This is a genomic window from Streptomyces pseudovenezuelae (assembly GCF_001513955.1).
GTDB classification, from domain to species: Bacteria; Actinomycetota; Actinomycetes; order Streptomycetales; family Streptomycetaceae; genus Streptomyces; species Streptomyces pseudovenezuelae.
Genome location: NZ_KQ948144.1, coordinates 1,095,297 through 1,120,662, shown reverse-complemented (window position 1 = coordinate 1,120,662; position 25,366 = coordinate 1,095,297). Strand labels below are relative to the sequence as shown.

At 72.7% G+C, this 25,366-nt stretch carries 24 protein-coding genes; 16 read left to right on the top strand and 8 right to left on the bottom strand.

Annotated elements, in window-relative coordinates:
- Positions 1 to 18: 18 nt before the first annotated feature.
- Complete coding sequence (locus AQI94_RS04905; protein WP_031049614.1) at positions 19 to 993, top strand: helix-turn-helix transcriptional regulator; 975 nt, start codon at positions 19 to 21, stop codon at positions 991 to 993.
- A gap of 56 nt (positions 994 to 1,049) precedes the next feature.
- Positions 1,050 to 1,568, top strand: coding sequence for a DUF4240 domain-containing protein (locus AQI94_RS04900; RefSeq protein WP_031049618.1), 519 nt, complete (start codon positions 1,050 to 1,052; stop codon positions 1,566 to 1,568).
- Positions 1,569 to 1,633: 65 nt separating this feature from the next.
- Here AQI94_RS04900 and AQI94_RS04895 read toward each other — a convergent pair whose 3' ends face one another.
- The gene (locus AQI94_RS04895) at positions 1,634 to 1,876 is read right to left on the bottom strand and encodes a hypothetical protein (protein WP_031049622.1); all 243 of its coding nucleotides are present in this window, start codon (positions 1,874 to 1,876) and stop codon (positions 1,634 to 1,636) included.
- A gap of 159 nt (positions 1,877 to 2,035) precedes the next feature.
- Here AQI94_RS04895 and AQI94_RS04890 point away from each other — a divergent pair, with 159 nt between their 5' ends.
- A complete protein-coding gene (locus AQI94_RS04890) occupies positions 2,036 to 3,163 on the top strand; it encodes a lipid II:glycine glycyltransferase FemX (protein ID WP_031049624.1) in 1,128 nt (375 codons plus the stop codon).
- 21 nt (positions 3,164 to 3,184) lie between these two features.
- Here the strand turns inward: AQI94_RS04890 and AQI94_RS04885 are convergent, their stop codons facing one another.
- The gene (locus AQI94_RS04885) at positions 3,185 to 3,937 is read right to left on the bottom strand and encodes a peptidoglycan recognition protein family protein (RefSeq protein ID WP_031049627.1); all 753 of its coding nucleotides are present in this window, start codon (positions 3,935 to 3,937) and stop codon (positions 3,185 to 3,187) included.
- Between the two features lie 1,468 nt (positions 3,938 to 5,405).
- Between AQI94_RS04885 and AQI94_RS04880 the strand changes: the two genes are divergently transcribed.
- The gene (locus tag AQI94_RS04880) at positions 5,406 to 6,590 is read left to right on the top strand and encodes a MarP family serine protease (protein WP_031052978.1); all 1,185 of its coding nucleotides are present in this window, start codon (positions 5,406 to 5,408) and stop codon (positions 6,588 to 6,590) included.
- 154 nt (positions 6,591 to 6,744) lie between these two features.
- Here the strand turns inward: AQI94_RS04880 and AQI94_RS04875 are convergent, their stop codons facing one another.
- A complete protein-coding gene (locus tag AQI94_RS04875) occupies positions 6,745 to 7,233 on the bottom strand; it encodes a GNAT family N-acetyltransferase (protein WP_031052980.1) in 489 nt (162 codons plus the stop codon).
- Positions 7,234 to 7,304: 71 nt separating this feature from the next.
- Between AQI94_RS04875 and AQI94_RS04870 the strand changes: the two genes are divergently transcribed.
- Together AQI94_RS04870 and AQI94_RS04865 are read left to right on the top strand one after the other, a co-directional pair.
- Entirely contained in the window at positions 7,305 to 8,198 is an 894-nt protein-coding gene (locus tag AQI94_RS04870; protein WP_031052987.1) for a TIGR01777 family oxidoreductase, read from the top strand.
- 261 nt (positions 8,199 to 8,459) lie between these two features.
- Positions 8,460 to 9,884 carry an NAD(P)/FAD-dependent oxidoreductase gene (locus AQI94_RS04865; protein ID WP_062229596.1) on the top strand — a complete coding sequence of 475 codons (1,425 nt, stop codon included), beginning with the start codon at positions 8,460 to 8,462 and terminating at the stop codon, positions 9,882 to 9,884.
- 102 nt (positions 9,885 to 9,986) lie between these two features.
- Here AQI94_RS04865 and AQI94_RS04860 read toward each other — a convergent pair whose 3' ends face one another.
- Positions 9,987 to 11,423 carry a hypothetical protein gene (locus AQI94_RS04860; protein ID WP_031061549.1) on the bottom strand — a complete coding sequence of 479 codons (1,437 nt, stop codon included), beginning with the start codon at positions 11,421 to 11,423 and terminating at the stop codon, positions 9,987 to 9,989.
- A gap of 245 nt (positions 11,424 to 11,668) precedes the next feature.
- Here AQI94_RS04860 and lipB point away from each other — a divergent pair, with 245 nt between their 5' ends.
- From lipB to AQI94_RS04840, 4 genes are all read left to right on the top strand, one after another.
- Entirely contained in the window at positions 11,669 to 12,469 is an 801-nt protein-coding gene (gene lipB / locus AQI94_RS04855; protein WP_037945427.1) for a lipoyl(octanoyl) transferase LipB, read from the top strand.
- 74 nt (positions 12,470 to 12,543) lie between these two features.
- Positions 12,544 to 13,509: a lipoyl synthase gene (gene lipA / locus AQI94_RS04850; protein WP_031061546.1), complete on the top strand. Its 966-nt coding sequence runs from the start codon at positions 12,544 to 12,546 to the stop codon at positions 13,507 to 13,509.
- A gap of 267 nt (positions 13,510 to 13,776) precedes the next feature.
- Positions 13,777 to 13,977, top strand: a complete 201-nt coding sequence (locus AQI94_RS04845; RefSeq protein WP_007381532.1) for an SCO2195 family GlnR-regulated protein — start codon at positions 13,777 to 13,779, stop codon at positions 13,975 to 13,977.
- 68 nt (positions 13,978 to 14,045) lie between these two features.
- Complete coding sequence (locus tag AQI94_RS04840) at positions 14,046 to 14,747, top strand: DUF4191 domain-containing protein (RefSeq protein ID WP_020115884.1); 702 nt, start codon at positions 14,046 to 14,048, stop codon at positions 14,745 to 14,747.
- 72 nt (positions 14,748 to 14,819) lie between these two features.
- On the opposite strand, the gene AQI94_RS04835 is transcribed toward AQI94_RS04840, so the two are convergent.
- Both AQI94_RS04835 and AQI94_RS04830 read right to left on the bottom strand, forming a co-directional pair.
- Positions 14,820 to 16,097 (bottom strand): lipase family protein, encoded by a 1,278-nt coding sequence (locus AQI94_RS04835; protein ID WP_062229595.1) that lies wholly within the window; start codon positions 16,095 to 16,097, stop codon positions 14,820 to 14,822.
- 148 nt (positions 16,098 to 16,245) lie between these two features.
- Entirely contained in the window at positions 16,246 to 16,716 is a 471-nt protein-coding gene (locus AQI94_RS04830) for an RDD family protein (protein WP_031048501.1), read from the bottom strand.
- Between the two features lie 200 nt (positions 16,717 to 16,916).
- Here AQI94_RS04830 and glnA point away from each other — a divergent pair, with 200 nt between their 5' ends.
- The 5 genes from glnA to pspAB all read left to right on the top strand — a co-directional run bounded on the left by glnA (position 16,917) and on the right by pspAB (position 21,837).
- Complete coding sequence (gene glnA / locus AQI94_RS04825; RefSeq protein WP_031048499.1) at positions 16,917 to 18,326, top strand: type I glutamate--ammonia ligase; 1,410 nt, start codon at positions 16,917 to 16,919, stop codon at positions 18,324 to 18,326.
- A gap of 130 nt (positions 18,327 to 18,456) precedes the next feature.
- A complete protein-coding gene (locus AQI94_RS04820) occupies positions 18,457 to 18,714 on the top strand; it encodes an SCO2583/SCO2584 N-terminal domain-containing protein (RefSeq protein WP_031048496.1) in 258 nt (85 codons plus the stop codon).
- Positions 18,715 to 18,805: 91 nt separating this feature from the next.
- Positions 18,806 to 20,164 carry a hypothetical protein gene (locus tag AQI94_RS04815; protein WP_031048493.1) on the top strand — a complete coding sequence of 453 codons (1,359 nt, stop codon included), beginning with the start codon at positions 18,806 to 18,808 and terminating at the stop codon, positions 20,162 to 20,164.
- 168 nt (positions 20,165 to 20,332) lie between these two features.
- The gene (gene htpX / locus AQI94_RS04810; RefSeq protein ID WP_031048491.1) at positions 20,333 to 21,250 is read left to right on the top strand and encodes a zinc metalloprotease HtpX; all 918 of its coding nucleotides are present in this window, start codon (positions 20,333 to 20,335) and stop codon (positions 21,248 to 21,250) included.
- Positions 21,251 to 21,252: 2 nt separating this feature from the next.
- Complete coding sequence (gene pspAB / locus AQI94_RS04805) at positions 21,253 to 21,837, top strand: PspA-associated protein PspAB (protein WP_031048488.1); 585 nt, start codon at positions 21,253 to 21,255, stop codon at positions 21,835 to 21,837.
- Between the two features lie 3 nt (positions 21,838 to 21,840).
- On the opposite strand, the gene AQI94_RS04800 is transcribed toward pspAB, so the two are convergent.
- Positions 21,841 to 22,152, bottom strand: coding sequence for a hypothetical protein (locus AQI94_RS04800; protein ID WP_031048486.1), 312 nt, complete (start codon positions 22,150 to 22,152; stop codon positions 21,841 to 21,843).
- A 103-nt stretch (positions 22,153 to 22,255) separates the two neighbouring features.
- On the opposite strand from AQI94_RS04800, the gene AQI94_RS04795 reads away from it, so the two are divergent.
- On the top strand, positions 22,256 to 23,887 hold the full coding sequence (locus AQI94_RS04795) for an alpha/beta fold hydrolase (RefSeq protein WP_031048484.1): 1,632 nt from the start codon (positions 22,256 to 22,258) through the stop codon (positions 23,885 to 23,887).
- Positions 23,888 to 23,923: 36 nt separating this feature from the next.
- Here the strand turns inward: AQI94_RS04795 and AQI94_RS04790 are convergent, their stop codons facing one another.
- Positions 23,924 to 25,267 (bottom strand): DUF2252 domain-containing protein, encoded by a 1,344-nt coding sequence (locus AQI94_RS04790; protein WP_031048482.1) that lies wholly within the window; start codon positions 25,265 to 25,267, stop codon positions 23,924 to 23,926.
- Between the last annotated feature and the right edge of the window lie 99 nt (positions 25,268 to 25,366).

Below are 25,366 nucleotides of genomic sequence, written 5' to 3'. Positions count from 1 at the left end.
CCCCGGCATCATGGCGGTATGCGTGCTGCCCGACTCATCAAGATGGTGCTGTTGCTCCAGTCCCGGCCCTCCATGACCGCCGCCGAGCTGGCGCGCGAGCTGGAGGTGTCGGAGCGGACGGTGACCCGGGACGCGCAGGCGCTGTCGGAGGCGGGCGTCCCGGTGTACGCCGACCGGGGGCGGGCCGGCGGGTACCGGCTGATCGGCGGGTACCGGACCCGGCTGACCGGGCTGGCGCGGAGCGAGGCCGAGGCCCTGTTCCTGTCCGGTGTACCGGGGGCGTTGCGCGAGATGGGGCTGGAGGACGCGGCCTCCGCGGCCCGGTTGAAGGTCTCGGCGGCCCTAGTGCCGCCCCTGCGGGACGCTTCCCGTACGGCGGCCCAGCGCTTCCACCTGGACGCGCCGGGCTGGTTCACCGAGCCGAAGTCCCCCGAGCTGCTGCCCGCCGTCGCCGACGCGGTGTGGGACGACCGAGGGGTCACGGCGCGCTACCGCGGCCGGGAGGGCGAGGTGGAGCGGGAACTGGAGCCGTACGGGCTCGTGCTCAAGGCGGGCGTCTGGTACCTGTGCGCACGGGTCCCGGAGGGTGGTTCCTTCCGGGTGTACCGGATCGACCGCTTCACGGCGGTGACGGCCGGCGAGGCCCGCTTCGAGCGCGACGAGGAGTTCGACCTGCCCGGCTTCTGGGCGGAGCGCGCCGAACAGTTCGCGCGCTCGATCCTGCGGGCCGAGGTCGTCGTACGGCTGTCCGGGGACGGCGTGCGCCGGCTTCCGCACGTCGTCGATCCGGCGTCCGCGCGGGAGGCGCTGGCGGCCGCGGAACCGGCTCCCGAGGACGGGTGGCGGACCGTGACGCTCCCCGTGGAGTCCGAACAGGTCGCCCACACCCAGCTGGCGGGGCTCGGACCCGAGGTGGAAGTGCTGGCTCCGGAGAGTCTGCGGGCTCGCTTCGCCGACGACGCGAGACGACTGGGCCGCCTGTACGGGACATAACAATCCGCCGCACTCCACGTGCGCCCCACCCTTCCAGGCCCGATGCTGGACCCGTGATGGACGAGACGGAGTTCTGGGAGCTGGTGGACGCCACCCGCGAGGCCGCCGACGGCGACCCCGAGGAGCAGGCCGACCTGCTGGTGGACCGGCTGCTCGCGCTGGACCCGGAGATGGTCCTCGACTTCGCCCGTCACTTCGAGGCGCGCTTCAACCGCGCGTACACATGGGACCTGTGGGGCGCCGCCTGGATCCTGCTGGACGGGGCGAGCGACGACGCCTTCGACTTCTTCCGCTGCTGGCTGATCGGCCAGGGCCGCGAGGTGTACGAGGGCGGGGTGCACGATCCCGACTCGCTCGCCGACCTGCTGCTCGACTTCGACGAGGAGATCGACGGCGACGGCGAGGAACTGGGCTTCGCCGCGGACGAGGCCTACGAGCAACTCACCGGTACGGTCGCGCCCGACCTGGGCATCCGGCCCGCGGCCTCCGAGCCGCTGGGCACGCCGATCGACCTGGAGAGCGACGGGGTGCTGGCGGAGCGGTACCCCAAGTTGTGGGACCGCTTCCGGGGCTGAGCCCCCATCAGGACCCCTTTCAGGACCTCTTCGGACCCCTTTCGGCCCCTTCGGGCCGCTCCTCGTCAGGCCGCCGCGTTCCGGCGGCGGGTCGTGTCCGCCGGGATGTACGCCTGCGTCTCGTCGGCCTTCACCGCGTGGTGCATCGGGGCCGCGTTGGCCTGGTCGAGCGCGGACGCGGTGACGGCGGCCGGACCGAGGACCACGGCCGCGACGGCGCAGACGACCGCCCAGGGGCCGCGGGCGGTCCAGAGCCGGCCACCGGTCCGCTCCGTGGCGTTCGTGGTGTCCATGTGACTGCTGTTCATTTCTTCCCCACCTCCAGTCAGTGCGTGTGCATGACGATAGGGCGGCTGTTTCGGCGTGGACCTTGAGCCGCCTACGAGCAACCTGTGAGGGCTCGGGCTCTTGACCCCCGCCGTGACTCCCGGCGTACCGTGGCCGCCCCGAACAGGAGCACCCCGCCCATGACCAGCCCGTATGTGCGCGAGATCACGCGCGAGGAACATCTCGCCCACCTGCGGCTGCATCCCGACGCGAGCCATCTCCAGATCCCCGAGTGGGCCGACGTGAAGCCCGACTGGCTGGCGGAGAGCGTCGGCTGGTTCGAGGACGGGACCAGGATCGCGACGGCCCTCGTCCTGTACCGGCCGCTGCCCGGCACCCGGCGCTGTCTCGCCTACCTCCCCGACGGACCGACGATCGACTGGCTTGGCCCGCGCCCGGAACGCCTGCTGGATCCCCTGGTCGCCCATCTGGAGAAACGCGGGGCGTTCTCGGTACGGATCGGGCCGCCCGTCGTCGTCCGGCACTGGGACGCCGGCACGGTGACGGCGGGCCTCGCCGACCCCGACGTCCACCATGTGCGCGAGCTGCCCGCGGCCGGGGTCGACGGGTTCGCGCTGGACGCCGGGGAACGGCTGCGCGGACTCGGGTGGCGCCGGTGCGCGCAGGACGAGGACAGCGGCTTCGGCCTCGGACAGCCGCGGTACGGCTGTCAGATCCCGCTGGCGGGCCGCTCGGTGGACGAGCTGCGCGAGGCCCTAGCGCCGCACTTCGAGCAGTCCCTGCGCACGGCCGAGTCGGCGGGCGTCCGGGTCTCCTGGGGTACGGCCGCCGATCTGCCCGACTTCTACCGCCTCTACGCGGCCACCGCCGCCCGCGACGGCTTCCGGGCCCGGCCCCCGGCCTACTTCCGGCGCATGTGGGAGGCCCTGAACGCCGAGGACTCCGACCGGCTGCGGCTCTATCTCGCCGAGTACGACGGCGAGGTGCTCTCCGCCGCGCTGATGATCAACGTCGGCTCCCAGGTCTGGCACTCCTACGCCGGGTCCGGCCGCCGGGGTCGGGAACTTCGGCCCAGCAGCGCGCTGTTGTGGCGGATGCTGTGCGACGCGCGGGCCGCCGGTGCCGCGACCTACGACCTGCGTTCCGTCACCCCCTCCCTCACCGAGGACCGGCTGCTGGGCCGGCTCCACTTCAAGACGGGGGCGGGGGGCCGGGTCGTGGAGTACCTCGGCGAGTGGGAACGACCCGTGGGACTCCAGGGGCGAGTGTTGCAGCGGGCCCTGGGGGTGTACCTCGGCCGCAGGTGACGCGACCGGGCGCGGGCCGGGTCACGTTCTGCCCTGGAGGCGGGCCGCCTTCTGTCTGATCTCCGGCAGCAGGGCCTTGAGCGCGGCGCCGGGGCAGGTCGTCATGTAGGCGTCGCCGTGGGCCGCGAGGGCGGGCAGCGCCACGGTGGTGCCTTCGGCGTAACGGCTGAGGCTGTTGCTGGAGGTGAGACGGACGGTGGAGCGCGGGTCTACGCCGGCGAGGCCCAGCTTCCAGGCGACCAGGGAGGCGATCGCGTCGGCCATGGCCCGCGGGACGGTGACGCCCGCGGTGAAGGTGCCCAGGGCGGCGATGCCCGCGGTGCGGTGGTTGAAGCCCAGGGTGTGGGCGCCGGTGACCGGGCGGTCCACGCCGCCCGCACGGCCCTCGTAGATGGTGCCGCAGCGGTCGACGAGGAAGTTGTAGCCGATGTCGTCCCAGTTCCGGGCGCCGGTCTGACCGGCGGCGAGGTAGCGGATGATGCGGGGCGCGTCGGCGCAGTCGTAGTCGTTGGGCGAGTCGGTGTGGTGCACGAAGACCGCGATCACCTTGTCGTCGTAGCTCGGGGGCGGTGGGGTGCGGGCGGTGGAGTTCGCCTCACCGCCGACGGCCCACACCGACCTCGGCACGATGTGCGGCCTGGCGGCGGCCCGCACGACGCCCGGCCTTACGACCGCGGCCCCCCGGGCGGCCCCGTCCTCCACCGCCCGCTCGACCCCACTGACACACAGCACAAGCCCGAGAACGACAGCGAGCCCGGGAACACAGGCCAGCAGACAGGTAACGGCCCGGGGGGCACGCCGTCGCCTTCCGGCGGGGGGTGGGGGCTCGGTGGGGGCGGGGGTCGCTGGGGCCACGGGGGTCGCCGGGGTCGCCGGGGTCGCCGGGGTCGCCGGGGTCGCCGGGGTCGCCGGGGTCGCCGGTTGCGAGGGTGCCAGAGGCTCGGAGGAGGCCCCAGACCCGGCGAGTGCGGCGGAGGCGGCAGCTCCAGCGGGGGCTGCCGGCCCCGTAGACGTGTCGGTCTCGGTGGGGCGGGCGGGAGTCCCGGGCCCAGTCGACGCCTCAGCCCCGGATGGACGAGAGCGAGTCCCCGGCCCGGCAGACGCCTCAGCCCCGGATGGATGCGCGGGAGTCCCCGGCCCAGCAGGCGCCTCAGCCCCAGCAGAAGCCGCGCCCCGGGCAGAAGCCTGATCCCCGGCGGACGCCGTCAGGCCGGCAGGAGCAGCCGGCCCGGTGGGCGTGGCAGATCCGCCAGAAGCGTCCGCTCCAGCCGGGACCGCAGATCCCGCGCCGGCCTCCTCCCCGGCCGACACCTCAGCCCCGGATGGACGAGAGCGAGCCCCGGGACGGACCGGAGTCCCCGGCCCAGCAGGCGCCTCAGCCCCAGCAGAAGCCGCGCCCCGGGCGGACGCCTGATCCCCGGCGGACACCGTCGAGCCGGCAGGAGCGGTGCGTCCTGCGCCAGCGGCAGGCCCCCCGGAAGCCCCCGCCTCGGAAGACGCCGTCAGGCCGGCAGGAGCAGCCGGCCCGGTGGGCGTGGCAGATCCGCCAGAAGCGTCCGCTCCAGCCGGGACCGCAGATCCCGCGCCGGCCTCCTCCCCGGCCGACACCTCAGCCCCGGATGGACGAGAGCGCGCTCCAGGCCTGGCAGAGGCCTCAGCCCCGGCAGGACGGGCAGGAGTCCCAGGCCCGGCCGACACCTCAGCCCCGGTGAGACGGGAGCGAGCCCCAGGACGGGCGGGAGTCCCCGGCCCAGCAGAAGCCGCGCCCCGGGCGGAAGCCAGATCCCCGGCGGACACCGCCGGGCCGGCAGGAGCGGTGCGTCCGGCGGCAGCGGCAGGCCCACCGGGAGCCCGAGGAGCGGCTGGCCCGGTGGGCGTGGCAGATCCGCCAGAAGCGTCCGCTCCAGCAGGGACCGCAGGCGCGGCAGGGGGTGGCGGCCGGTCGCGGTGTCGTTGGGGGAGCCGGTTTTGCAGCGCGAGCCGTATACGGCTCGCGCCGGGTATTCGGGCCGACCGCCGCCTTCGCATCCCCCGAGCTCTTCGGACGCGCATGGTCCCACTGTCGGACGGATCCGCTCCGTCCGCGATGTGTGCTGTGCCACCCGGTGGAACCATCGTCCTGGTCCGCGACGTTTTTCCAGGTGCACGCACGCGTGGCCGGTTCCCGGTGCACGCGTGCGCGTAGCTGATCACTGGACGCCTCGCCTGCGTACTGAAGGTTCCGAGAGAGAAGGGCGGCTCCGTGGACGTGCTCGACATCCTGCTGTTGCTGGTGATCGCCGCCTATGCGGCCTCCGGCTACCGGCGCGGCCTGGTGGCCGGCTGCGTCTCGCTGGCCGGTTTCGTCGGCGGCGCGGTCGTGGGCGTGTGGGTGCTGCCGTGGATCATGGACCTGGTGACACCGGGGAGCACGGCCGCGACGGTGACCGCGGTGCTGACCGTGCTGGTCCCGGCCGCCGTGGGGCACGAACTGGCGGGACGGCTGGCTCTCAGGCTGCGCAGGGAGCTGGACCAGGGGCCGCTGCGCGTCGCGGACGGCGTCGGCGGGGCCGCCGCCAACTCCGTGGCCGTGCTCATCGTGGCCTGGGTCGCCGCCAGTGTGCTCGGCGCGTCCTCGTCGCCGCTGGTCACCACCGCCATCCGGGACTCCGCCCTGCTCGGCACGGTCCAGGACGCCATGCCGGACACCACGCCCTCCTGGTTCTCCCGGGCCACCTCCGCGCTCACCGAGGCGGGCTTCCCGCAGGTCTTCAACCCGTTCGAGAACGAGTCGACGGCCGAGGTCGCGAGGCCCACCGGCGACAGCGTCACGGCCGCCGCCACCGACGCCGCCAAGCTCAGCACCGTCAAGATCGAGGGCGCCTCCGGCACCCAGGGCCGTGAGGGCAGCGGCTTCGTGTACGCGCCGCAGCACGTGATGACCAACGCGCACGTGGTGGCCGGCATCGACGAGCCCAGCGTCCGGATCGGCGGGGTCGGGCAGGTGTACGAGGCGCGGGTGGTGCTGTTCGATCCGGACCGGGATGTGGCCGTGCTGTACGTCCCGGAGCTCCGCGCGCCGGTGCTGCGCTTCGACGACGGCGCCTCGCGGGGCGACTCCGCGGTGGTCGCGGGCTATCCGCAGGACGGCGACCTGAACCTCCAGGCGGCGACCGTGGCCAACCGGGTGAAGGCGACCGGCCAGAACATCTACAGCGACGCCACCGTCACCCGGGAGATCTACTCCATCCGCTCGACCGTCCGCCCCGGCAACTCCGGCGGCCCCCTGCTGACCACCTCCGGCAAGGTCTACGGCGTGGTCTTCGCCCGTTCCACCTCCGACGACGAGACGGGCTACGTCCTGACCGCCGACGAGGTCGCGAAGGACGCCGAGAAGGCCGCGGACGCCACGTCACCGGTGGACACGGGCGAGCTGGTCACGTCCTGACGCGGCGTCCTCCCGGATGATGGGACCACGGTCCCGCTCGGCTTCCCGGAGGCTCCTGTGCCCGTGTTCTTCCTGATCTCCCTGCTGGTGGCGGGGATCGCGCTCCACCTGGTGGTGCGCAGACGCCGTACGACCGCCGCGGCCGACCAGGTCCTCAGAGACGGCGCCCCATGAGCACGTCGTCGACGTACTCCCCCGCCAGCAGGAACTCCTCGGGCAGCACGCCCTCGACCGCGAAGCCCTCGGACTCGTAGAGCCTGCGGGCCGGGGTGTTGTGGCCGAGGACGCGCAGGGTGAGGCGGCGAGCGCCCCGGCGACGGGCCTCCTCGGTGATCGCGCGGACCAGGGCCCGGCCGACGCCGCGGCCGCGTGCCGTGGCGCTGACGACGAAGCCCTGGATCTGGCGCACATGGGCGTTCGCGTCGAGCCCGGTCGGGAAACCGAGACGGACGTACCCGAGGATCCGGCGGTCGGCCTCGGCGACCAGGCAGTCCTCGGGGAGGTGACGCTCGTCGAAGAACGGCCGGTAGGGCGGCCGCTGTTCGGGCAGGACCTCGTGCAGGGGCGACCATTCGGCGCGGTCGAGGCGGGCCAGCTCCTCTTCGTCGTCGGGGAGGGCGAGGCGTATGGACAGTTGGGACATGTCCGCCAGCCTAAAGCGGGGGTACCGGAACCAGACATCGCTTTTACCCACCCACCAGGCAGGATGAGGTCATGCAACTTTCAAGAATCGCGGTGGCCGGGGCGTCCGGACTGATCGGCTCGGCCCTGGTGCGCTCCCTCACCGCGGACGGGTACGAGGTGGTGCGCCTGGTGCGCCGGGAGCCCCGGGACGACACCGAGGTCCGATGGGACCCCGAGGCCGGGCGGGTCGACACGGCCGGGCTCGCCGGGTGCGACGCCGTGGTCAACCTCGCCGGGGCGGGCGTCGGTTCGCGCCGCTGGACGGAGACGTACAAGAAGCGCATCCACGACAGCCGGGTCAACGGCACGACCGCCCTCGCCAAGGCCGTCGCCTCCCTGGACGAGCCGCCGCGGGTCTTCGTGAACGGCAGCGCGATGGGCTACTACGGCGAGACCGGCGACCGGGTCGTCGACGAGAACTCCCCCGCCGGGCAGGGGTTCCTGCCCGAACTGTGCGTGGAGTGGGAGGCAGCTGCCGCGCCCGCGCACCAGGCGGGCGTGCGGACCGCGTTCACCCGCACCGGTCTGGTGGTGGGCCGCGGGGGCGGGGCCTGGGGCAAGCTGTTCCCGCTGTTCCAGGCGGGGCTCGGCGGGCGGATGGGCGACGGGCGGCAGTACTGGTCGTTCATCGCGCTGCACGACGAGGTCGCCGCGATCCGTCATCTGCTGGAGACGGACGGGCTGTCGGGACCGTTCAACCTCACCGCTCCGGAGCCCCTGACGAACAGCGAGATCACCGAGGCCATGGGCCGCGTGCTGCACCGGCCGACGCTCTTCACCGTGCCCGCGCCCGTGCTGCGGACCGTGCTCGGCGAGATGGCCGGGGACGTGCTCGGCAGTGCCCGGGTGCGGCCGACGCGGTTGCTGGAGTCGGGGTTCACCTTCGCGTTCCCGGACATCGACGGGGCGATCCGGGCGGCGTGAGGGTTTCCCCGACCGGCCACGGCCGGCCACGGACGTCCGCGGTGGTGCGGGGCCGGTCATGGTGGCGCATAACCGGCCATGCTTGCGCAGAGCCGTCCGTGGCCGACTGTGACGACATGCGACCGGTGTGCGACCGTGCCCTGCCGATGCGCGACTGTTCCTGACCGAACGCAGCCCTACCCTCGACCCGAACTCGGGTATCCCCGGAGCCTGTTGGGGGCATGACGTCCCCATCGGCCGCGCAACCTCGAGGAGGGGCACGTGCTTGAGCCCGCGTACCAGGCGGACGTCGTGATCGTGGGAGCCGGGGTCGCCGGCCTCTCCGCGGCGCATCGACTGACCAGCCAAGGAGTGACCGTCGCGGTGTTGGAGGCCGCCCCCTGCGTGGGCGGCCGCATGTCGACCGAGAAGATCGACGGCTTCCGGCTCGACCGGATCGGACAGCTGCTGTCCACGGCGTATCCCGAACTACGGCTGACACCGGGGCTCGACGGGCTCGTCCTGCGCCCGTTCGCGCCGGGGATCCTGCTGCACGGCGACGGGCGCCACCACCGGGTGGACGCTCCGGCGGGCGCCCGGAGCGCGAGGGGCGCACTGCGAGCGGTGCGCGCCCTGGCGAGCGCCCCTCGGGGGATGCCGGGGCCGGGGCTGGTGGCGGCGTCCCGGAGGGCCGCGTTCCGGGTGCTGCCCGGTGCCGGTCAGGCAACCGTGGCCCGGGCCGCCCGCGGGGCCGCGCCGCTCGGCGGTGCCGTCGATCAGGCCCGGCTCGGGGCCGCGCTCACCCGGCTCGCCCACCTGCCCGTCGAACGCCTCCTCACTCGTCCCGAACTGCCCGCCGGGCAGGCACTCGCGGCCCGGGGGCTGCCCGCGCGCACGATCGACGGGTTCCTGCGCCCACTGCTCGCCGCGCTGCTGTGCGACCCCGCGCTGACGACGTCCAGCCGGTGCGCCGACCTCGCGCTGCGGGCGTTCGCGGGCGGGCGGCTGTGTGTCCCGGAGGGGGGCGCGGAGGCGCTTCCGGAGCTGCTCGCGCAGACGTTGCCGGCGGGGAGCGTGCACACGGGGGTGCGGGTCACGTCCGTCGCGACCACGTCCGTGGCCACCGCCGAGCACGGCGAGATCCGCTGCCGGGCCGTGCTGCTGGCGACGGACGCGCGGGCCGCGGCCCAGCTGCTGCCGGGGCTGCGGGTACCGGACTTCCACCCGGTGACGGTCGTCCACCACACGACGGACGACCCGCCCCGCACGGGTTCCGCGCTGCTGCTCGACGCCGACCGGGGCGGCCCGGTGGCCCACACGGCGGTGATCAGCGAGGTCGACCCGAGCCGGGCCCCGTCGGGCCGGGCCCTGATCTCCTCGACGGTCCTGGGCACCCCTCCCCCGGACCTGGAAACGGCCGTGCGCACCCACCTGGCCCGCCTCTACGGCACGCCGACCCGTCGCTGGGAGACCCTCGCGGTCCACCACACCCGGGAGGCGGTCCCGGCCATGCCCGCCCCCCACGACCTGCGCCGCCCGGTACGCCTCCTGGCCGGCCTGTACGTCTGCGGGGACCACCGGGACACCAGCACGGTCCAGGGCGCCCTGCACTCGGCCCACCGGGCGACGGCGGCCATCCTGAAGGATCTGGGCGCAGCGGGCTCGATGCACCGAGCGAACCCCGTCCCAGCAGCACAAGCAGCCTGACACCGGCGGTCACCCGCGCCCTTCAGGGGCGCGGGGAACTGCGCGACCAGCCACGACGAGGCCGCACCCGCCACCGGACCGTGGAGCTGCGGCGAGACGGCGCTACCCCAGCGCGGCCACCTTGTCCCGATAACTCCGCACCGGCGCCGCGTCCTTGTACGGCTCCAACCGCCGCTCGAAGTCCCGCACGTACTCCACCGCCCGCACCGACCGCATCTCCGCGGCCTGCCCGGCGGCCTCCGCGGCCAGGGAGCAGGCCTGGTCCAGCTCCCCCAGACCCAGCCGCGCGGAGGCCAGCACCACCCGGCAGAACAGCCGGCTGCGCGCGTACGAGGGCGCCCGCAGCTGAAGCGAGCGCTCGGCGTGCTGCGCCGCCGCCCGGAACTGCTGCAGATCCCGGTGACAGTGCCCGAACTCGTCCGCCAGCTGCGCCTCGTCGAAGAACCGCGCCCAGTGCGGGACCTCGTCACCGGGACGCGCCGCCTCCAGGGCCCGCTCCGCGCGGACCAGGGACGCCGTGCACGCCCGCACCTCCCCGAGCACGCCGTGCGCGCGCGCCTCGGCCGAGTGCAGCAGCGCCTGGACGACCGGCGGCGCGGTCGTGCCGACGCCCTGCTGGGCCACCCTCGCCAGCTGGATCGCCTCCCGGCCGTGCCCCAGGTACACGGCCTGCCGGCTCATCGTGACCAGTACGTACGCCCCGTACGCCCGGTCCCCCGCTGCCTGTGCGAGCCGCAGCGCCTGGACGAAGTACCGCTGCGCGAGTCCGTGCGCCGCGATGTCGTACGACGTCCAACCCGCGAGCCGGGTCAGGTCCGCCGCCGCGGCGAACAGCCTGCGTCCGGTCGTCTCCCCGTACGTGCCGCGCAGCATCGGCTCGCACTCGTGCTCCAGGTAACGGACCAGGGCCTGCCGGGCATGTCCGCCGCCGTACTGGTCGTCGAGGGTGCGGAAGAGGTCGCCGACCGAGCCGAGGGCGGCGATGTCGCCGCCGGTGACCTTCTGGCCGGGCCCGCGCTCGGCCTGGCCGCGCTGCCGGGGCACCACCGGGCGCCCCTGGGCCGGGACCCGCAGCGGAGGCTCGCCGCGGGCCACCCTGTCGTCGGGGCGGCCGATCAGCCAGTCCCGGCTCGGCACGACCAGTCCGGCGGGCGTGAAGGCGATCTTGCGCAGTTCGGCGTGGCTGCCGGAGTCCTTGCGCCACAGCCCGCTGACGATGTCGACGGCTTCCTCGGGTCCGGCGGCGAACTCCAGCCCGGCGTAGACGGGAGCGCAGGCGTCGAGGCCGAGGTCCTGCGCGGAGAGCCGGCGTCCGAGCCGTCGGGTGAAGACCTCGGCGATGAGGGCGGGCGTGGTGCCGCGGGGCTGCTGCCCGCGCAGCCACCGGGTCACGGAGGTCTTGTCGTATCTGAGATCCAGCCCGTGTTCGAGACCGAGCTGGTCCACACGTCGGGCGAGACCCGCGTTGGAGAACCCCGCTTCTGCGATGAGCGCGGCGAGCTGTCGGTTGGGAGTGCGCTGCGCGGGTCGTTCCGTCATCTGCGGTGCGGTCTCCTGCCTTTCGGGCCGTCACGTGGTCACGTGGTGCCCGGATTGCCTGTGAGCTGCCCTTATGGCCTCTGCGAACGGCGCGAATGTAGCGGAGAGTGAGCAGACGATCGCACACTTCGACGCTCGTTCATCCGATCGTGTGAGGATTGCCCCCAGGGCTGACGCCCGCGAGGCGGACGTACAGTGGCGTAGGCACCTTTCGTGCCTTACGACCTTCTAGGGAGGCGCTTGCCGTGAGTGGGTTGCGGTTCGTCCGCATGGGGTTCGGTGCGGACGCGGTCGAGTACCGGGAAGCCTGGGACGAGCAGCGCCGGGTGCACGCGGCGCGGTTCGAGGACGAGATCCCCGACACGGTCCTGCTGCTCGAACACCCCCCTGTCTATACGGCGGGCCGGCGCACCGCGGACAACGAGCGCCCCCTGGACGGCACCCCGGTCGTCGACGTCGACCGCGGCGGCAAGATCACCTGGCACGGACCGGGCCAGCTGGTGGGCTACCCGATCCAGAAGCTCCCGCGCCCGGTGGACGTGGTGGCGCACGTGCGGCGCCTGGAGGACGCCCTGATCCGCACCTGCGCCGAGTTCGGCCTGGAGACCACCCGGGTCGAGGGCCGGAGCGGCGTGTGGGTGCTCGGCGACCCGGTCGAGCAGCGTCCGTCCCTGGGCGGGCTCTCCCTGGACTTCGACCCCCGGCTCACGGACGAGGAGTTCGACCCGCGCCTGAACGGCCCGGAGTACGCCCCCTCCAACGCCGGTCAGCGCCGCGAGGACCGCAAGATCGCGGCGATCGGCATCCGCGTCGCCAAGGGCGTCACCATGCACGGCTTCGCACTGAACGTGAACCCGGACAACAAGTGGTTCGACCGGATCATCCCCTGCGGCATCCGGGACGCGGGCGTCGCCTCGCTCGCGGGCGAGCTCGGCCGGGACGTGACCATCGACGAGGTGCTGCCGGTCGTCGAGCGGCACCTGAGGGACGTACTGGAGAACGCGGACCTCAAGCCGAGGGTGATCGAGACGACACCTGCGGCCTGAGACAGGCAGTGGGCTTTCAAATCCACGGGCGTACCCTTGAGCACGCCGAAGAATCAATCGCTAGGGAGCCGGTCGTGTCCGCAGTCGCACCCGACGGACGCAAGATGCTGCGCCTGGAGGTCCGCAACGCTCAGACCCCCATCGAGCGCAAGCCCGAGTGGATCAAGACCCGGGCGAAAATGGGCCCCGAGTACACCGCCATGCAGAAGCTCGTGAAGAGCGAGGGCCTGCACACGGTCTGCCAGGAAGCCGGCTGTCCCAACATCTACGAGTGCTGGGAGGACCGCGAGGCGACCTTCCTCATCGGCGGCGACCAGTGCACCCGGCGCTGCGACTTCTGCCAGATCGACACCGGCAAGCCCGAGGCCCTCGACCGTGACGAGCCGCGCCGCGTGGGCGAGTCCGTGGTCACCATGGACCTGAACTACGCCACCATCACCGGCGTCGCCCGCGACGACCTGGAGGACGGCGGCGCCTGGCTGTACGCGGAGACGGTCCGCCAGATCCACGAGCAGACCGCGGGCCGCGAGGCCGGCCGCACCAAGGTCGAACTGCTCGCCCCCGACTTCAACGCCGTGCCGGAGCTGCTCCAGCAGGTCTTCGAGTCCCGCCCCGAGGTCTTCGCGCACAACGTCGAGACGGTGCCCCGGATCTTCAAGCGGATCCGCCCCGGCTTCCGCTACGAGCGCTCGCTGAAGGTCATCACCGAGGCCCGCGACTTCGGCCTGGTGACCAAGTCCAACCTGATCCTCGGCATGGGCGAGACCCGCGAGGAGGTCAGCGAGGCGCTCCGGCAGCTGCACGACGCGGGCTGCGAGCTGATCACCATCACGCAGTACCTGCGGCCGTCGGTGCGCCACCACCCCGTGGAGCGCTGGGTCAAGCCGCACGAGTTCGTGGAGCTGAAGGACGAGGCCGAGCAGATCGGCTTCTCCGGTGTGATGTCCGGGCCCCTCGTCCGGTCCTCCTACCGGGCGGGCCGGCTCTACCAGATGGCGGTCGAGAAGCGTGGTTCCTACGTCGCCTCGCAGGCGGTCTGAGCCCGTTCGGATGGCACGGAGTGCCACTCCAAACGTGTGAATCCGAGCACAAGCAACTACCCCTCGGTAGTGGCCGATTGGCGCGGTCCCGGACATCCCCGCAGATAGGGGGGTCATCGGGGCCGCGTCTGCGTTTTCGGGCGGAGCATCAAGGCTTCATGGGCGTTTGACCGGTCGGTCACGCACTGGTAACACCAATCAGTGACGCTGGTTGTACACCCCGTGCACCACTCACCTGAGCCGCCATCCCGAGGGGGGACCTCCATCATGCAGGCCGCGCCGGTTCGCGCCACCGCCATCCCGTCGTTCTCCACTGCACTGCGTGCCGTCGAGTCGCTGCTCATGAGCAGCGGTCAGCGCACCGCCCGCCGCAACGCCTGGACCTCCGTCCTGGAGGACCGCCGCCGCGCCAAGGACCGGGTCGAGGTGCAGCGCGTGCTGGACCAGACCTTCACCGTCAGCTCCTGAATCCCTCCCCTTCCGAGGGGCGGACACTGCCGTCGTCGGCGTCTGCGGGGCCACGTAGACTTCGGGGCATGGCGAGAAGTGACAGTGCGGCGGATGCCGCGAACAGCGGGCGACTGAAGCAGATCGCCCTGACGTACAAGATGACCCGCAAGGCCGACAAGAAGATCGGCCTGGTACTCGCGGGTGTCTTCCTCCTCATCCTCGGCGTCTTTCTCGCCATCGGTTTCCTGATCGGCCACCCGGTCTACCTCGGCATCCTGGGCTTCCTGCTCGCCTTCCTCGGGACGGCGATCATCTTCGGGCGCCGGGCCGAGCGGGCCGCGTTCGGGCAGATGGAGGGCCAGCCGGGTGCCGCCGCGGCCGTACTGGACAACATCGGCCGGGGCTGGACGACCACCCCCGCGGTGGCGATGAACCGCAGCCAGGACGTGGTGCACCGGGCCGTCGGCAAGGCCGGCATCGTCCTGGTCGCCGAGGGCAACCCGAACCGGGTCAAGGGTCTGCTGGCCGCCGAGAAGCGGAAGATGAACCGCATCGTCGCGGACGTACCGGTGCACGACATCCTCGTCGGCACGGGCGAGGGCCAGGTCCCGCTCAAGAAGGTGCGGACCACGATGCTCAAGCTGCCGCGCGTGCTGACCGGCCCCCAGGTTACCGCCACCAACGACCGGCTGCGCGCGATGGGCGACCTGATGAGCAACATGCCGCTGCCCAAGGGCCCCATGCCGAAGGGCATGAAGCTGCCGAAGGGCGGCGGCAAGGCCCGCTGAGTCTTCTCCTACGACGAGGGGGCGCCCGGTGTGACACCGGGCGCCCCCTCGTCGTAGACGCTTCGCAGCGGATCAGCAGTCGCTTCGGGCCGGCCGGCCCGCGAACCGGTCGCCGAGCCAGGAGACGACGTCGCCGACGGCCTGGTTGTCGGTGAGCAGATGGTCGCCGGCGTAGATCTTCCAGCCGGTGCGCACGCCCGCCGCGCAGTAGGCGGAGCGGACGGCGTCCTCGGTGGCGGTGGGGATGACCTCGTCGAGGGCGCCGCGGTACTGGAGGACGGGGAAGGCGATCCGGTAGGTCCCGAGGTTCACGCCGAGTTTCTGGGCGTCCAGGACCTGGCCCCAGGTGCGGCCGTCGCTGCCGCTCTGCCGGTAGAGCTGGTCGAGGGTGAGCCCGGCCGTGGTGAAGTCCTTGATGCTCTTGCCCGCGAGGGCGGTGACGGTCCCGGCCAGGCACACGGACTTGGCGGTCCGCACGCTGTCCCGGCCCTGGTCGTTGAGGAGCGAGTCGAGGGGAAGGGCGGGGTAGGCGGCCTGGATGCCGACGGCCGCGTCGGCGAGGAACCCGGCGAAGGCGCTGCCGTCGAGCCCGGCCGCCACCTCCTTCAGATCACCGGGGACGCCCCCGGACGCGTCCCCGACCACGTTCAGACCGGGTGCGTAGGAGGCCGCCAGCTGGGCCGCCCACAGGCTGGCCGCGCCGCCCTCGGAGTAGCCCCACAGACCGACGCGGGCCTGCCGGGACAGACCGCTGCCCGGTACGGCGGGGGCGGCGCGGGCGATGTCGAGCAGGGCGTGGCCGGAGTCGGTGCCGGCGACATAGCGGTGCGTCTGGCCGTCGAGGTACCCGGGGCCGTCGGTGGCGGCGACGGCGTACCCGGCTCTGAGCAGGGCCGCGATGTTGTCGCCCTCGTACTCGTCCTGGTAGGCCCCGGCGAGCTGTTTGGAGAAGGCGCACTGCGGGCCGAGGCCGAGGGTGCCGGGGTGGAAGGCGACCACGGGGCGGGGGCCTGGGCCGGTCCAGGGCGCCGCGGGGACGGCGAGGGTGCCGGAGACGGCGACGGGCCGGCCCTGGTTGTCGGTGGAGCTGTAGCGGACCTTCCACGCGGACATGGCGAGGTCGCCCGGCACCTGGCTCAGCGTCACGGAACGGCAGGCCAGCACGGTGCCCGGGGTGGCGGGGGCGGGGGCGGGGGCGGGGGGTGCGTAGATGTCCGCGTCGGCGGCGGTGCAGGCGGAGACCTGGGGGGCAGCGGCCTCCGCGGTGGGGGCCCGCGAGACGAGAGCGCCACCCAGCAGGGCGGCGGTGGTGACGGCGGTGAGGGCGGTGACCAGGGCGGATCGGCTCATCGGTCGGGCGTGTCCCTTCGCAACGGGGGGAGGTTGCTTGGGTGCTCGACGCTAGGAGCCGGGCCCGTCGCCCCATAGTCAGCCGCCGCGCGTGTTCGGCGCGACGGCTGTCAGGACGCGACAAAGGCGGGGCGGGCGGGGGGCCTCGTCAGATGCGGACTTCCACGGTCTTCGCGAGCCGGTCGTGCAGGCCCCTGCCGTCGCGGTCCCAGATCAGGGCCGGGACGGCGAGGCAGAGCAGCACCGTGCGCAGCAGGGCGCGGGCCGGGTGCACGCGGCCGGTGTCGAGGGCGACCACGCGCAGGCCGAACAGGCGCTTGCCCGGGGTGAAGCCGATGGTGCCGACGGTGAGGACGCCCATCACGAAGAAGACCAGCAGCGACCAGTTCGAGGTCGAGGGGTCGCCATAGCTCTGGGTGATCAACCGGGATGCAATCAGGACGCTCATGGCCCAGTCCACGGCGAGGGCGCCCAGCCGTCGCCCGGGGCGGGCGATCGACCCCGGCCCCTCCTCCGGCAGGCCGAGCTGCTGTCCGCGGTATCCGAAGTCGATACCGGCATCCTCGGCGGCCGCGCGGGGGCCGGAGAGCCACGATCCGATTGCTTCCCTCTTGTCCACGCGTCCACGGTACCGCCGGCGTTTCGGGATACGGACAGCTGGGGCCGTACCGACGATGTCCGGTTAACTTGTGCGAAACAAATGGGTCACGCCCGAGAAACCACCCGTCCCTAGGGTCGTGGACAGCGTGTGCCACCGCACTGGCCGCACGAACGAACTACCACCCCGGTCCAGGAACGGTCGGGAGTAGGAGGAGCTGGATGTTCCAGAACGCCGACGAGGCCAAGAAGTTCATCGCGGACGAGGACGTCAAGTTCGTCGACGTCCGTTTCTGCGACCTGCCGGGCGTCATGCAGCACTTCACGCTGCCCGTCGAGGCGTTCGACCCGGACGAGGAGCTCGCGTTCGACGGCTCGTCGATCCGTGGCTTCCAGGCCATCCACGAGTCCGACATGGCGCTGCGCGCGGACCTGTCGACCGCCCGGGTGGACTCCTTCCGCCGCGACAAGACGCTGAACATCAACTTCTTCATCCACGACCCGATCACCGGCGAGCAGTACAGCCGTGACCCGCGGAACGTGGCGAAGAAGGCCGAGGCCTACCTCGCCTCCACCGGGATCGCCGACACCGCGTACTTCGGCCCCGAGGCCGAGTTCTACGTGTTCGACAGCGTGCGCTTCGCCACCTCGTCGAACGAGTCCTTCTACCACATCGACTCCGAGGCGGGCGCCTGGAACACCGGTGCGCTGGAGGACAACCGCGGTTACAAGGTCCGCTACAAGGGCGGCTACTTCCCGGTCCCGCCGGTCGACCACTTCGCCGACCTGCGTGCCGAGATCTCCCTGGAGCTGGCCAAGTCCGGCCTCCAGGTCGAGCGCCAGCACCACGAGGTGGGCACCGCCGGCCAGGCCGAGATCAACTACAAGTTCAACACGCTGCTCGCCGCGGCCGACGACCTCCAGCTCTTCAAGTACATCGTGAAGAACGTGGCCTGGCGCAACGGCAAGACCGCGACCTTCATGCCGAAGCCGATCTTCGGTGACAACGGCTCGGGCATGCACGTCCACCAGTCGCTCTGGGCCGGCGGCTCCCCGCTCTTCTACGACGAGGCCGGTTACGCGGGCCTGTCGGACACCGCCCGCTACTACATCGGCGGCATCCTCAAGCACGCCCCGTCGCTGCTGGCCTTCACCAACCCGACGGTGAACTCCTACCACCGCCTGGTCCCGGGCTTCGAGGCCCCGATCAACCTGGTGTACTCGCAGCGCAACCGCTCCGCGGCCATGCGTATCCCGATCACGGGCTCCAACCCGAAGGCCAAGCGCGTCGAGTTCCGCGCGCCCGACTCCTCCGGCAACCCGTACCTCGCCTTCTCCGCCCTGCTGCTCGCGGGTCTGGACGGCATCAAGAACAAGATCGAGCCGGCCGAGCCGATCGACAAGGACCTCTACGAGCTCGCTCCCGAGGAGCACGCGGGCGTCGCGCAGGTCCCGACCTCCCTCCCGGCCGTCCTCGACCGCCTTGAGGCCGACCACGAGTTCCTCCTCCAGGGCGACGTCTTCACGCCGGACCTGATCGAGACGTGGATCGACTTCAAGCGCACGAACGAGATCGCCCCGCTCCAGCTGCGTCCGCACCCGCACGAGTTCGAGCTGTACTTCGACGTGTGATCGACCCGTAGGCCGTCCCACGGCGGTCTCACGGTGGTTCTACGGCGCCCCCGTCCCGGTTTCCCGGGACGGGGGCGCCGTCGTATGGTTTGTGGCACGACTGTTCGAGAAGGCTGACGGGGGTTGGGCGATGCCCGAACAGGGCGACGGGGAGCGGGAGTTCGACCTCAGGTGGGCCGACGGGGCCGAGTTCAAGGAGCCCTCGGCACGGGCGCGGATGCTCGCCGCCCGCTGGAAGGAGAACCCGCCGCGGCCCCAGCCGTTCCGCGCCGATCCTGGGCCGAGGACGCCTCGGCGTTCGTCCTGGCGGTCGACGGCGATCGTGCTCGGGAGTGTGGCCGCGGTCATCCTGCTGCTGGGGTACGTGAACTTCCGGGCGTCCTACTAGCGCCGCGTCACGGGGCCGAGCCGGTAAATCGCGGGGCCTTTCGCGCCGGTCCCGCCTACGATCTCCGGACGGATCGAGGCCGGGAGCGGGCATGGGCGGGGACGGCGGGACCAGCGGGAACGGGGCAGCGGCGGCGGTGCGCCTCGCCGAGGGGGCAGCACTGCGGGAGGCGGTCGACACGGCCGACCCGGCCGCCTGGACCGCGCTGGACGCCGGGGTACGGGAGATCGCCTGGCGTTCGGACGAGCCCCGGTGGCTGCCGGCCTGGGAGCGGACCGAGGCCGGACGGGCGCTGCCGGAAGCACTCGCCGACGGCTCCGGCGCCCGGCCGCTCACTGCGGAATGGCTCGCGCTCGGTCTCTGCCACCGGCAGGGCCGGATCCGGGCAGCCGCTCTGGAGCGGGCCGCCAGGCGTCCCGAGCTGCTCCCGCTGCTGGTCGTGCGGTGCTCCGACTGGGCACCGCCGGTGCGTGCGGAGGCCCGACGGCTGCTGGCAGAGGTACTCGACGCCGAGTCCGCGGTACGGCTGCTGCCACTGATCCTGCGCGTCGGGCGCCGGGACCGGGGCGACGTCGTCATCGGCCTGGCCACCCGGCTGCTGCGCGCCGCGCCCCGGGGGACGCTCACGCCGCTGTACACCGATCCCGACCGGACCGCACGGCGGTACGCGTACCGCCTGGCCGTCGAGGAGGGGTGCCTCTCCCCCGCCGAGCTCGCCCGCGCCGCCGCCCGGGACACCGACACGGTCATCCAGTCCCTGTGCGCGGACGCGGCCCTGGCGGGGCTCGCGCAGCCGGGTGCGAGCGGGCAGGCCGCCGCCGCCTTCGACGACGTACTCGCACCGCTGCTCGGTGCCCGTGGGGCGCAGCCCCGGGCTGCCGGGGTCACCGCGTTGCGGCGGGCCGGGCGCAGTGCGGAGGCGGAGGGTTTTCTCGGGGACCGGGCCGGGGTGGTGCGGGCCTGCGCCCGGTATGTCCTGCGGCAGGGGGGAGGCGATCCGCACGCCTGGTACCGGGAGCGGTGCGCGGCGGCTGGTCCCGCGCTGCCGGCCGGGGCCGTGAGCGGGCTCGCGGAGTGCGGGGACCGGACCGATGCCGAGCTGTTGTGGGCGCTCACCTCGCACGCGGTGGCTGCGGTGCGGGCCCGGGCCGTGGGCGGGCTGCGGGCGCTGGACGTGACGGACGTGGCGCGCATGCGGTCGCTGCTCGACGACCCCGCGCCCGGTGTGGTGCGGGAGGCGACCCTGGCGCTGGTGCCGTCCGCGCGGATGCTGGACGAGCGGTGGCTGATGGAGCGGCTGGCGGCCGAGCGGCCCCGGCAGGTGCGCCTCTCCGCGTTCCGGCTGCTCGACGCGCACGAGGGGCTCGTACCGCTGCGGGCGGCCGTCGCGCTGCTCGACGACCCGGACGACAGGCTGCGGTACCGGGCCCGGCAGTCCGTGGGGCGTTGATCTCCCACGGCGGATGTGCCGCGCGGGTCCGCGGAGCTGGGCGAGCTACTGAGGCCGGGATCAGGGCCTGAGCCTTTGCTGGTCCTAGGGCTGATCGGGACCGCTTCATGGGCGGGGCCGGGTGCACACTGAAAGGTGGGGCGAGTGCCTGACTGCGGGGTGGTGGAGATGCGGAGTCGTTTCCGGAGCGACCGGCGTTTGACCGTGCGGATGACGGTCACGATGTTCCTGCTCGGGCTGCTGTACGTGGCGTTCGTCGTCGCCTTGATCGTGGTGCTGAAGTCCTGGCTGCTGGTCGTCGGGCTGCTCGCCATGATGTTCGTGGCGCAGTTCTGGTTCTCCGACAAGATCGCGATGTTCGCGATGCGCGGGCGGGTCGTGGGCCCCGTGGAGTATCCCGAACTGCATGCCGTGGTGGACCGGTTGTGCGCCCTCGCGGACATGCCCAAGCCCGTGGTGGCGGTGTCCACGATGGGCATGCCGAACGCGTTCGCCACCGGCCGCAACCCGGAGAACGCCGTGGTGTGCGTGACGACCGGGCTGCTCGACCGGCTGGAGCCCGCCGAGCTGGAGGGTGTGCTCGCGCACGAGTTGTCGCACGTGGCGCACAAGGACGTCGCCGTGATCACCATCGCGTCCTTCCTCGGGGTGATCGCCGGGCTGATCGTGCGGTTCGCGTTCTACAGCCAGCTGTTCGGCGGGCGGAAGGACCAGAACACCGCCGTGATCTTCGCCGCCGTGATGGGTGTCTCGGCGGCCGTGTACGCGCTCAGCTTCCTGCTGATCAGGGCGCTGTCCCGGTACCGGGAGCTGGCGGCGGACCGGGCTGCGGCCCTCCTCACCGGCCGGCCCTCGGCCCTCGCCTCCGCGCTCACCAAGGTCACCGGAGACCTCGCCCGCATCCCCACCAAGGACCTGCGCACCGCCCAGGCCTTCAACGCCTTCTACTTCACCCCGGCCACCGGCAAGGAGCCCGGCATCGAGCGGATCTTCTCCACCCACCCGTCGCTGGAACAGCGGCTGGAGCAACTGGGGCGGATCTCCACGGAGCTGGGTGAGCCCGTGGAGCCCGGGAAGGCGGGCTGAGGATGGGGCTGCTGGACATCCTGCTCGGGCGTACGAAGCCCGTCGCGCCCGATCTCGACCGGCTCTTCGCGCTGCCGTCGGCGGCCGTCACCCTGGAGGCGGCCGCCTCCTTCACGCCGACCGGGCGCGGGGCGGTGTGCTTCGCCACGGTCGAGGGCGCGGCCTTCGAGCAGTCGCACCGGGAGGTCCAGGCCCTGCTGGACGCGGACGCCGACCGGGACGGTCCGCCCGTGCGGCTCGCCAGGGACGAGTTCGGCTACTCCTGGCTGGTCTCCGAGCGCACCCCGGACCAGCTGCCGCAACTGGTCAACGACCTGCACGCGGTGAACAGTTCGATGGAGGTCAACGGCTTCGGGCCGCAACTGCTGTGCTCGCTCGCCGGGTTCCAGAACACCGAGGGCCAATCCCTCGCGCTGGTCTACCTCTACAAGCGCGGCACCTTCTACCCCTTCGCGCCGCTGCCCGGTGCCGGACAGCGGCGCGACAACTCCCTGGAGCTGCGGGTGAAGGCCGCGCTCACGAACGATCTGCGGGTCGAACAGGACCTGAACCGGTGGTTCCCCCTGTGGGGCGCTCCCGGTCTCTGAGCCCTAGCCGTTTCTCTCGCGCGCCTGCCGGCGGGACTCCAGGGGACGCTCGCGGCGGTACCGGCGGTCCCATCTGGCCTGCTTGTCCCGGCGGGCGCGGTAGGCCCGGTAGCTGCCGGGCGCGGCCCCCGAACCACCGCCGGACGACGCGCCGGACGAACCGCCCCCTGAGCCGCCTGACGAGGACGCCGAGGCACCGCCCCGGCCGTACTGCATGTACACGAAGAGCAGGGCGACGGCGACGAGCCACCAGGTGTGGTTCCCGAAGCCCAGGATGACCAGGACGACGGTCCCGGAAAGGACAATGGTGCCCATGACGGGCCTCCGTGTGCGTGGGTGTGGTGTAGAAGACTAGCCCCGGACAGGCGTGCTGATGCCTGCCCTGCGCGCAGCTTTTCGCCGTACCCGGAGTTGAAAGATGCACGAGCACGTGACACAGGAATACGCCGGTGAGCGCCTCGCCGGCGTGTATGGCGGCGGCTCTTTCGTGGCCGGGAATCCGACCGCCGTGCTGCTGCACGGAGCGGGCCGCGGGAGCAAGCAGCGACTGCTGCCGCTGCTCGACGAGTTCGTGGCGCACGGCTGCCGTGCGCTCGCCTTCGACTTCTCCGGGCACGGCCAAAGCTCGGGCGTACTCGCCGAGTTGAGTCTGCGGCGACGGTTCGAGCAGGCGGTCGCCGTGATCGACGCGCACACCCCGGCGGACGGGCCGCTGGTGCTGGTGGGGTTCAGCATGAGCGGGCAGACGGTGGCGGACCTCGCCCGGCACTACGGCGAGCGGGTGGTGGCTCTGGGGCTGTGCGCGCCGGCCGTGTACGCCGGTGAGGCCTGGGACGTGCCGTTCGGGCACGGCGACGGGGAGTTCAGCGAGATCATCCGCCGGCCGGACAGCTGGCGGCGGGCCCCCGCGCTCGATGCGCTGCGGGCCCACGAGGGGCGGGCGGTGCTCGCGGTACCGGGCACGGACGCGGTGATCCCGCCGGAGGTGACGGAGGCCGTGCAGGAGGCGCTGGCCTTCCGGTCCCAGTTCACGCGCCTCGAACTGCCGGATGCCGACCATCAGTTGGGGCGGTGGCTGGGTGATCACGCGGACGCGCGGCGGGCGTTGGTGTCCGAGTTGCTGACGGGGCTCGGCGACGGGGGATGGACGGCGACGCGGGGCTGGGTGGCCAAGCAGCTCCCCGAGGGCCGTTCGGTCGTCGACTCGGGGTGCTTGTCAGGAGGCTGGAGCTCCCAGATGCGCCGGCTCGAACTCGACGACGGCACCGAGCTGGTCCTGCGGTCGTTCGTGAAGCCCTTCTTCCGCCGGCACGCCCCCGGACTGCTGGGCCGCGAGGCCTCGGTCCTGGCGCTGCTCGCCGACGTCGAGGGCGTTCCGGCCCCCGCGCCCGTCGCCGTCGACGCCTCAGGCGAACACTGCGACCATCCCTCGCTGTTGATGTCCCGGCTGCCGGGAGGTGTGCGGGTCGACGAGGAGGATCTCGACCGGCGGCTGGACCTGCTGGCGGCCCAACTCGTGCGGATCCATCAGGTCGTCCCCGAGGAGCGGCCGCGTACCTACCAGGCGTGGGCCTGGCCGGAGAAGGTGCGGGGCGTGCGGGGCCCGCTGTGGGAGCGGGCCGTGGACGTGATCCGCCAGGACCCGCCGCCGTACGAAGGGTGCTTCCTGCACCGGGACTTCCATCCCGGGAACGTGCTGTTCACCGGGGTGGGCGCCGAGCTGCGGATCAGCGGGGTGGTCGACTGGGTGGAGACCTCCTGGGGCCCCGCCGATCTGGACGTGGCCCACTGCTCGACCGCCCTCGCCCTGCTGCACGGCCCCGCACACGGTCTCGCGTTCCGGCAGCGGTACGAGGCGCACGGCGGGCGCCGGCTCGCGGACGGACCGGACCACTTGTACTGGCGGCTCCTCGACGCGCTCGCCTACTGCCCCGACGCGGCGAAGCTCGCCGGGCCGTGGCGCGAACTCGGGCGGACCGAGCTGACGTCCGAGGTGTTGAGCGGGCGACTGGAGTTGTATGTGCGGGAGTTGATGGAGCAGTACGGGTGAGCATGGAGCAGTACGGGTGAAGGGGGAGGCCGGGGCTCACTCGCCCGGGGCGGCCCTGACGACGCCTGCCGCGATGGCGGCGCACAGGGTCGCGTGGTCGGACGTGGTCCGGGCGGCGTAGGCGAGCGCGAAGTCGGCGACCGCCCGGTCGAAGGTGTCGGCGCCCCCCAGGTACGCGGCGATGGCGATGCGGTCGCCGGAGCGTGCGTGGGCGTGGGCCAGCGTGCCGCCGCACAGGCGGGCATAGGCCCTGAGGTCCGCCGGGGACATGCCGGCGACCTCCGCGGCCCCCTTCATGTCACGCAGCCGGCGCCAGTAGAAGGCCCGCCCCTGTGGTCCGCTCATCCAGCCCAGGAAGATGTCGTTCGTCGCCTGGAGCAGACGCTGGCCCACGACGACACGGCGGCCGGGATGGACGTAGGGGCCGTGCGGCAGATGTTCCTCCAGGACGGACGTCCGCGCCTCCTTGATCTGCAGGAACAGCGGGTCGTCGAGGTCCCGTCCGGCCAGCAGCACGATGAAGCAGCGCAGGCCGACGCTGCCGACGCCGACGACCTTGCGGGCCGCGTCGACGAAGCGGTACCGGTCCAGGAGCAGCCGGCGTTCCTCGGAGAGCGTGGAGCGGTAGTCGCAGAAGATCTTGCGCAGGCCGGCCATGTCGGGAACGCCGGCCGGTTCGAGGAGCGGCGGGTCGTGGATGATGCGGCGGCGGCCGTCGACGACCTCCGTGAGCTTGCCGAGGGCCTGGAGGCTGGTGCGGCGGCGGGCGCGGGTGAGGCTGGACTCCACGCGCCGGCGGCCGGAGCGGACGAGGGGCAGCAGGCTGTCGGCGTCGACGCTCGCGTGCCAGACCTCCAGCTCGCCCATGCGGGCCAGCCGGTGCATGGCCGCGCGGTACGCGGTGACCGCCTCCCCCGCCGCCCGGTGGGCCTTGTCCTCGCTGTGCCCGTTCTCGCGGGCGGCCACGGCGACGCTCGCGGCGAGCCGTTTGACGTCCCACTCGAAGGGGCCGGGGAAGGTCTCGTCGAAGTCGTTGACGTCGAACAGGAGGGAGCGTTCCGGGGAGGCGTACAGACCGAAGTTGAGCAGATGGGCGTCGCCGCAGAGCTGCACGGTGAGGCCGGTGTGGGGCTGGGCGGCGAGGTCGGCGGCCATCACGGCGGTCGCGCCGCGCAGGAAGGCGAGGGGGGAGGACGACATCCTGCCGTACCGGATCGGCAGCAGTTCCGGGAGGCGGTCGCGGCCCTGGCGTTCCAGTACGGCGACGGGGTCGTGGCGGTCGGCGGAGGGGATCCAGCCGGCGTGGGCGGAGCGGGGGACGCGTCTGCGGGCGGCCCGGCCGTGCTCCGCTCGGCCGGCGGGGGTGCCGGGGGTGTTCATGCGCCCTGCCTGTGCGTCATGGCCGCCTCCTGGTCCCCGGTGTCCTCCACCTCCTCCTCGCAGTGAAGGGCCGGAGGGGCACGGTGCGCATGCCGGGTA

What these genes read in the sequence shown, in the direction of transcription:
- AQI94_RS04905 (WP_031049614.1), top strand. Translation starts at nt 19, where the DNA reads ATGCGTGCTGCCCGACTCATCAAGATGGTGCTGTTGCTCCAGTCCCGG.
- AQI94_RS04900 (WP_031049618.1), top strand. Translation starts at nt 1,050, where the DNA reads ATGGACGAGACGGAGTTCTGGGAGCTGGTGGACGCCACCCGCGAGGCC.
- AQI94_RS04895 (WP_031049622.1), bottom strand. Translation starts at nt 1,876, where the DNA reads ATGAACAGCAGTCACATGGACACCACGAACGCCACGGAGCGGACCGGT.
- AQI94_RS04890 (WP_031049624.1), top strand. Translation starts at nt 2,036, where the DNA reads ATGACCAGCCCGTATGTGCGCGAGATCACGCGCGAGGAACATCTCGCC.
- AQI94_RS04875 (WP_031052980.1), bottom strand. Translation starts at nt 7,233, where the DNA reads ATGTCCCAACTGTCCATACGCCTCGCCCTCCCCGACGACGAAGAGGAG.
- AQI94_RS04870 (WP_031052987.1), top strand. Translation starts at nt 7,305, where the DNA reads ATGCAACTTTCAAGAATCGCGGTGGCCGGGGCGTCCGGACTGATCGGC.
- AQI94_RS04860 (WP_031061549.1), bottom strand. Translation starts at nt 11,423, where the DNA reads ATGACGGAACGACCCGCGCAGCGCACTCCCAACCGACAGCTCGCCGCG.
- AQI94_RS04845 (WP_007381532.1), top strand. Translation starts at nt 13,777, where the DNA reads ATGCAGGCCGCGCCGGTTCGCGCCACCGCCATCCCGTCGTTCTCCACT.
- AQI94_RS04840 (WP_020115884.1), top strand. Translation starts at nt 14,046, where the DNA reads ATGGCGAGAAGTGACAGTGCGGCGGATGCCGCGAACAGCGGGCGACTG.
- AQI94_RS04835 (WP_062229595.1), bottom strand. Translation starts at nt 16,097, where the DNA reads ATGAGCCGATCCGCCCTGGTCACCGCCCTCACCGCCGTCACCACCGCC.
- glnA (WP_031048499.1), top strand. Translation starts at nt 16,917, where the DNA reads ATGTTCCAGAACGCCGACGAGGCCAAGAAGTTCATCGCGGACGAGGAC.
- AQI94_RS04820 (WP_031048496.1), top strand. Translation starts at nt 18,457, where the DNA reads ATGCCCGAACAGGGCGACGGGGAGCGGGAGTTCGACCTCAGGTGGGCC.
- AQI94_RS04815 (WP_031048493.1), top strand. Translation starts at nt 18,806, where the DNA reads ATGGGCGGGGACGGCGGGACCAGCGGGAACGGGGCAGCGGCGGCGGTG.
- htpX (WP_031048491.1), top strand. Translation starts at nt 20,333, where the DNA reads ATGCGGAGTCGTTTCCGGAGCGACCGGCGTTTGACCGTGCGGATGACG.
- pspAB (WP_031048488.1), top strand. Translation starts at nt 21,253, where the DNA reads ATGGGGCTGCTGGACATCCTGCTCGGGCGTACGAAGCCCGTCGCGCCC.
- AQI94_RS04800 (WP_031048486.1), bottom strand. Translation starts at nt 22,152, where the DNA reads ATGGGCACCATTGTCCTTTCCGGGACCGTCGTCCTGGTCATCCTGGGC.
- AQI94_RS04795 (WP_031048484.1), top strand. Translation starts at nt 22,256, where the DNA reads ATGCACGAGCACGTGACACAGGAATACGCCGGTGAGCGCCTCGCCGGC.
- AQI94_RS04790 (WP_031048482.1), bottom strand. Translation starts at nt 25,267, where the DNA reads ATGAACACCCCCGGCACCCCCGCCGGCCGAGCGGAGCACGGCCGGGCC.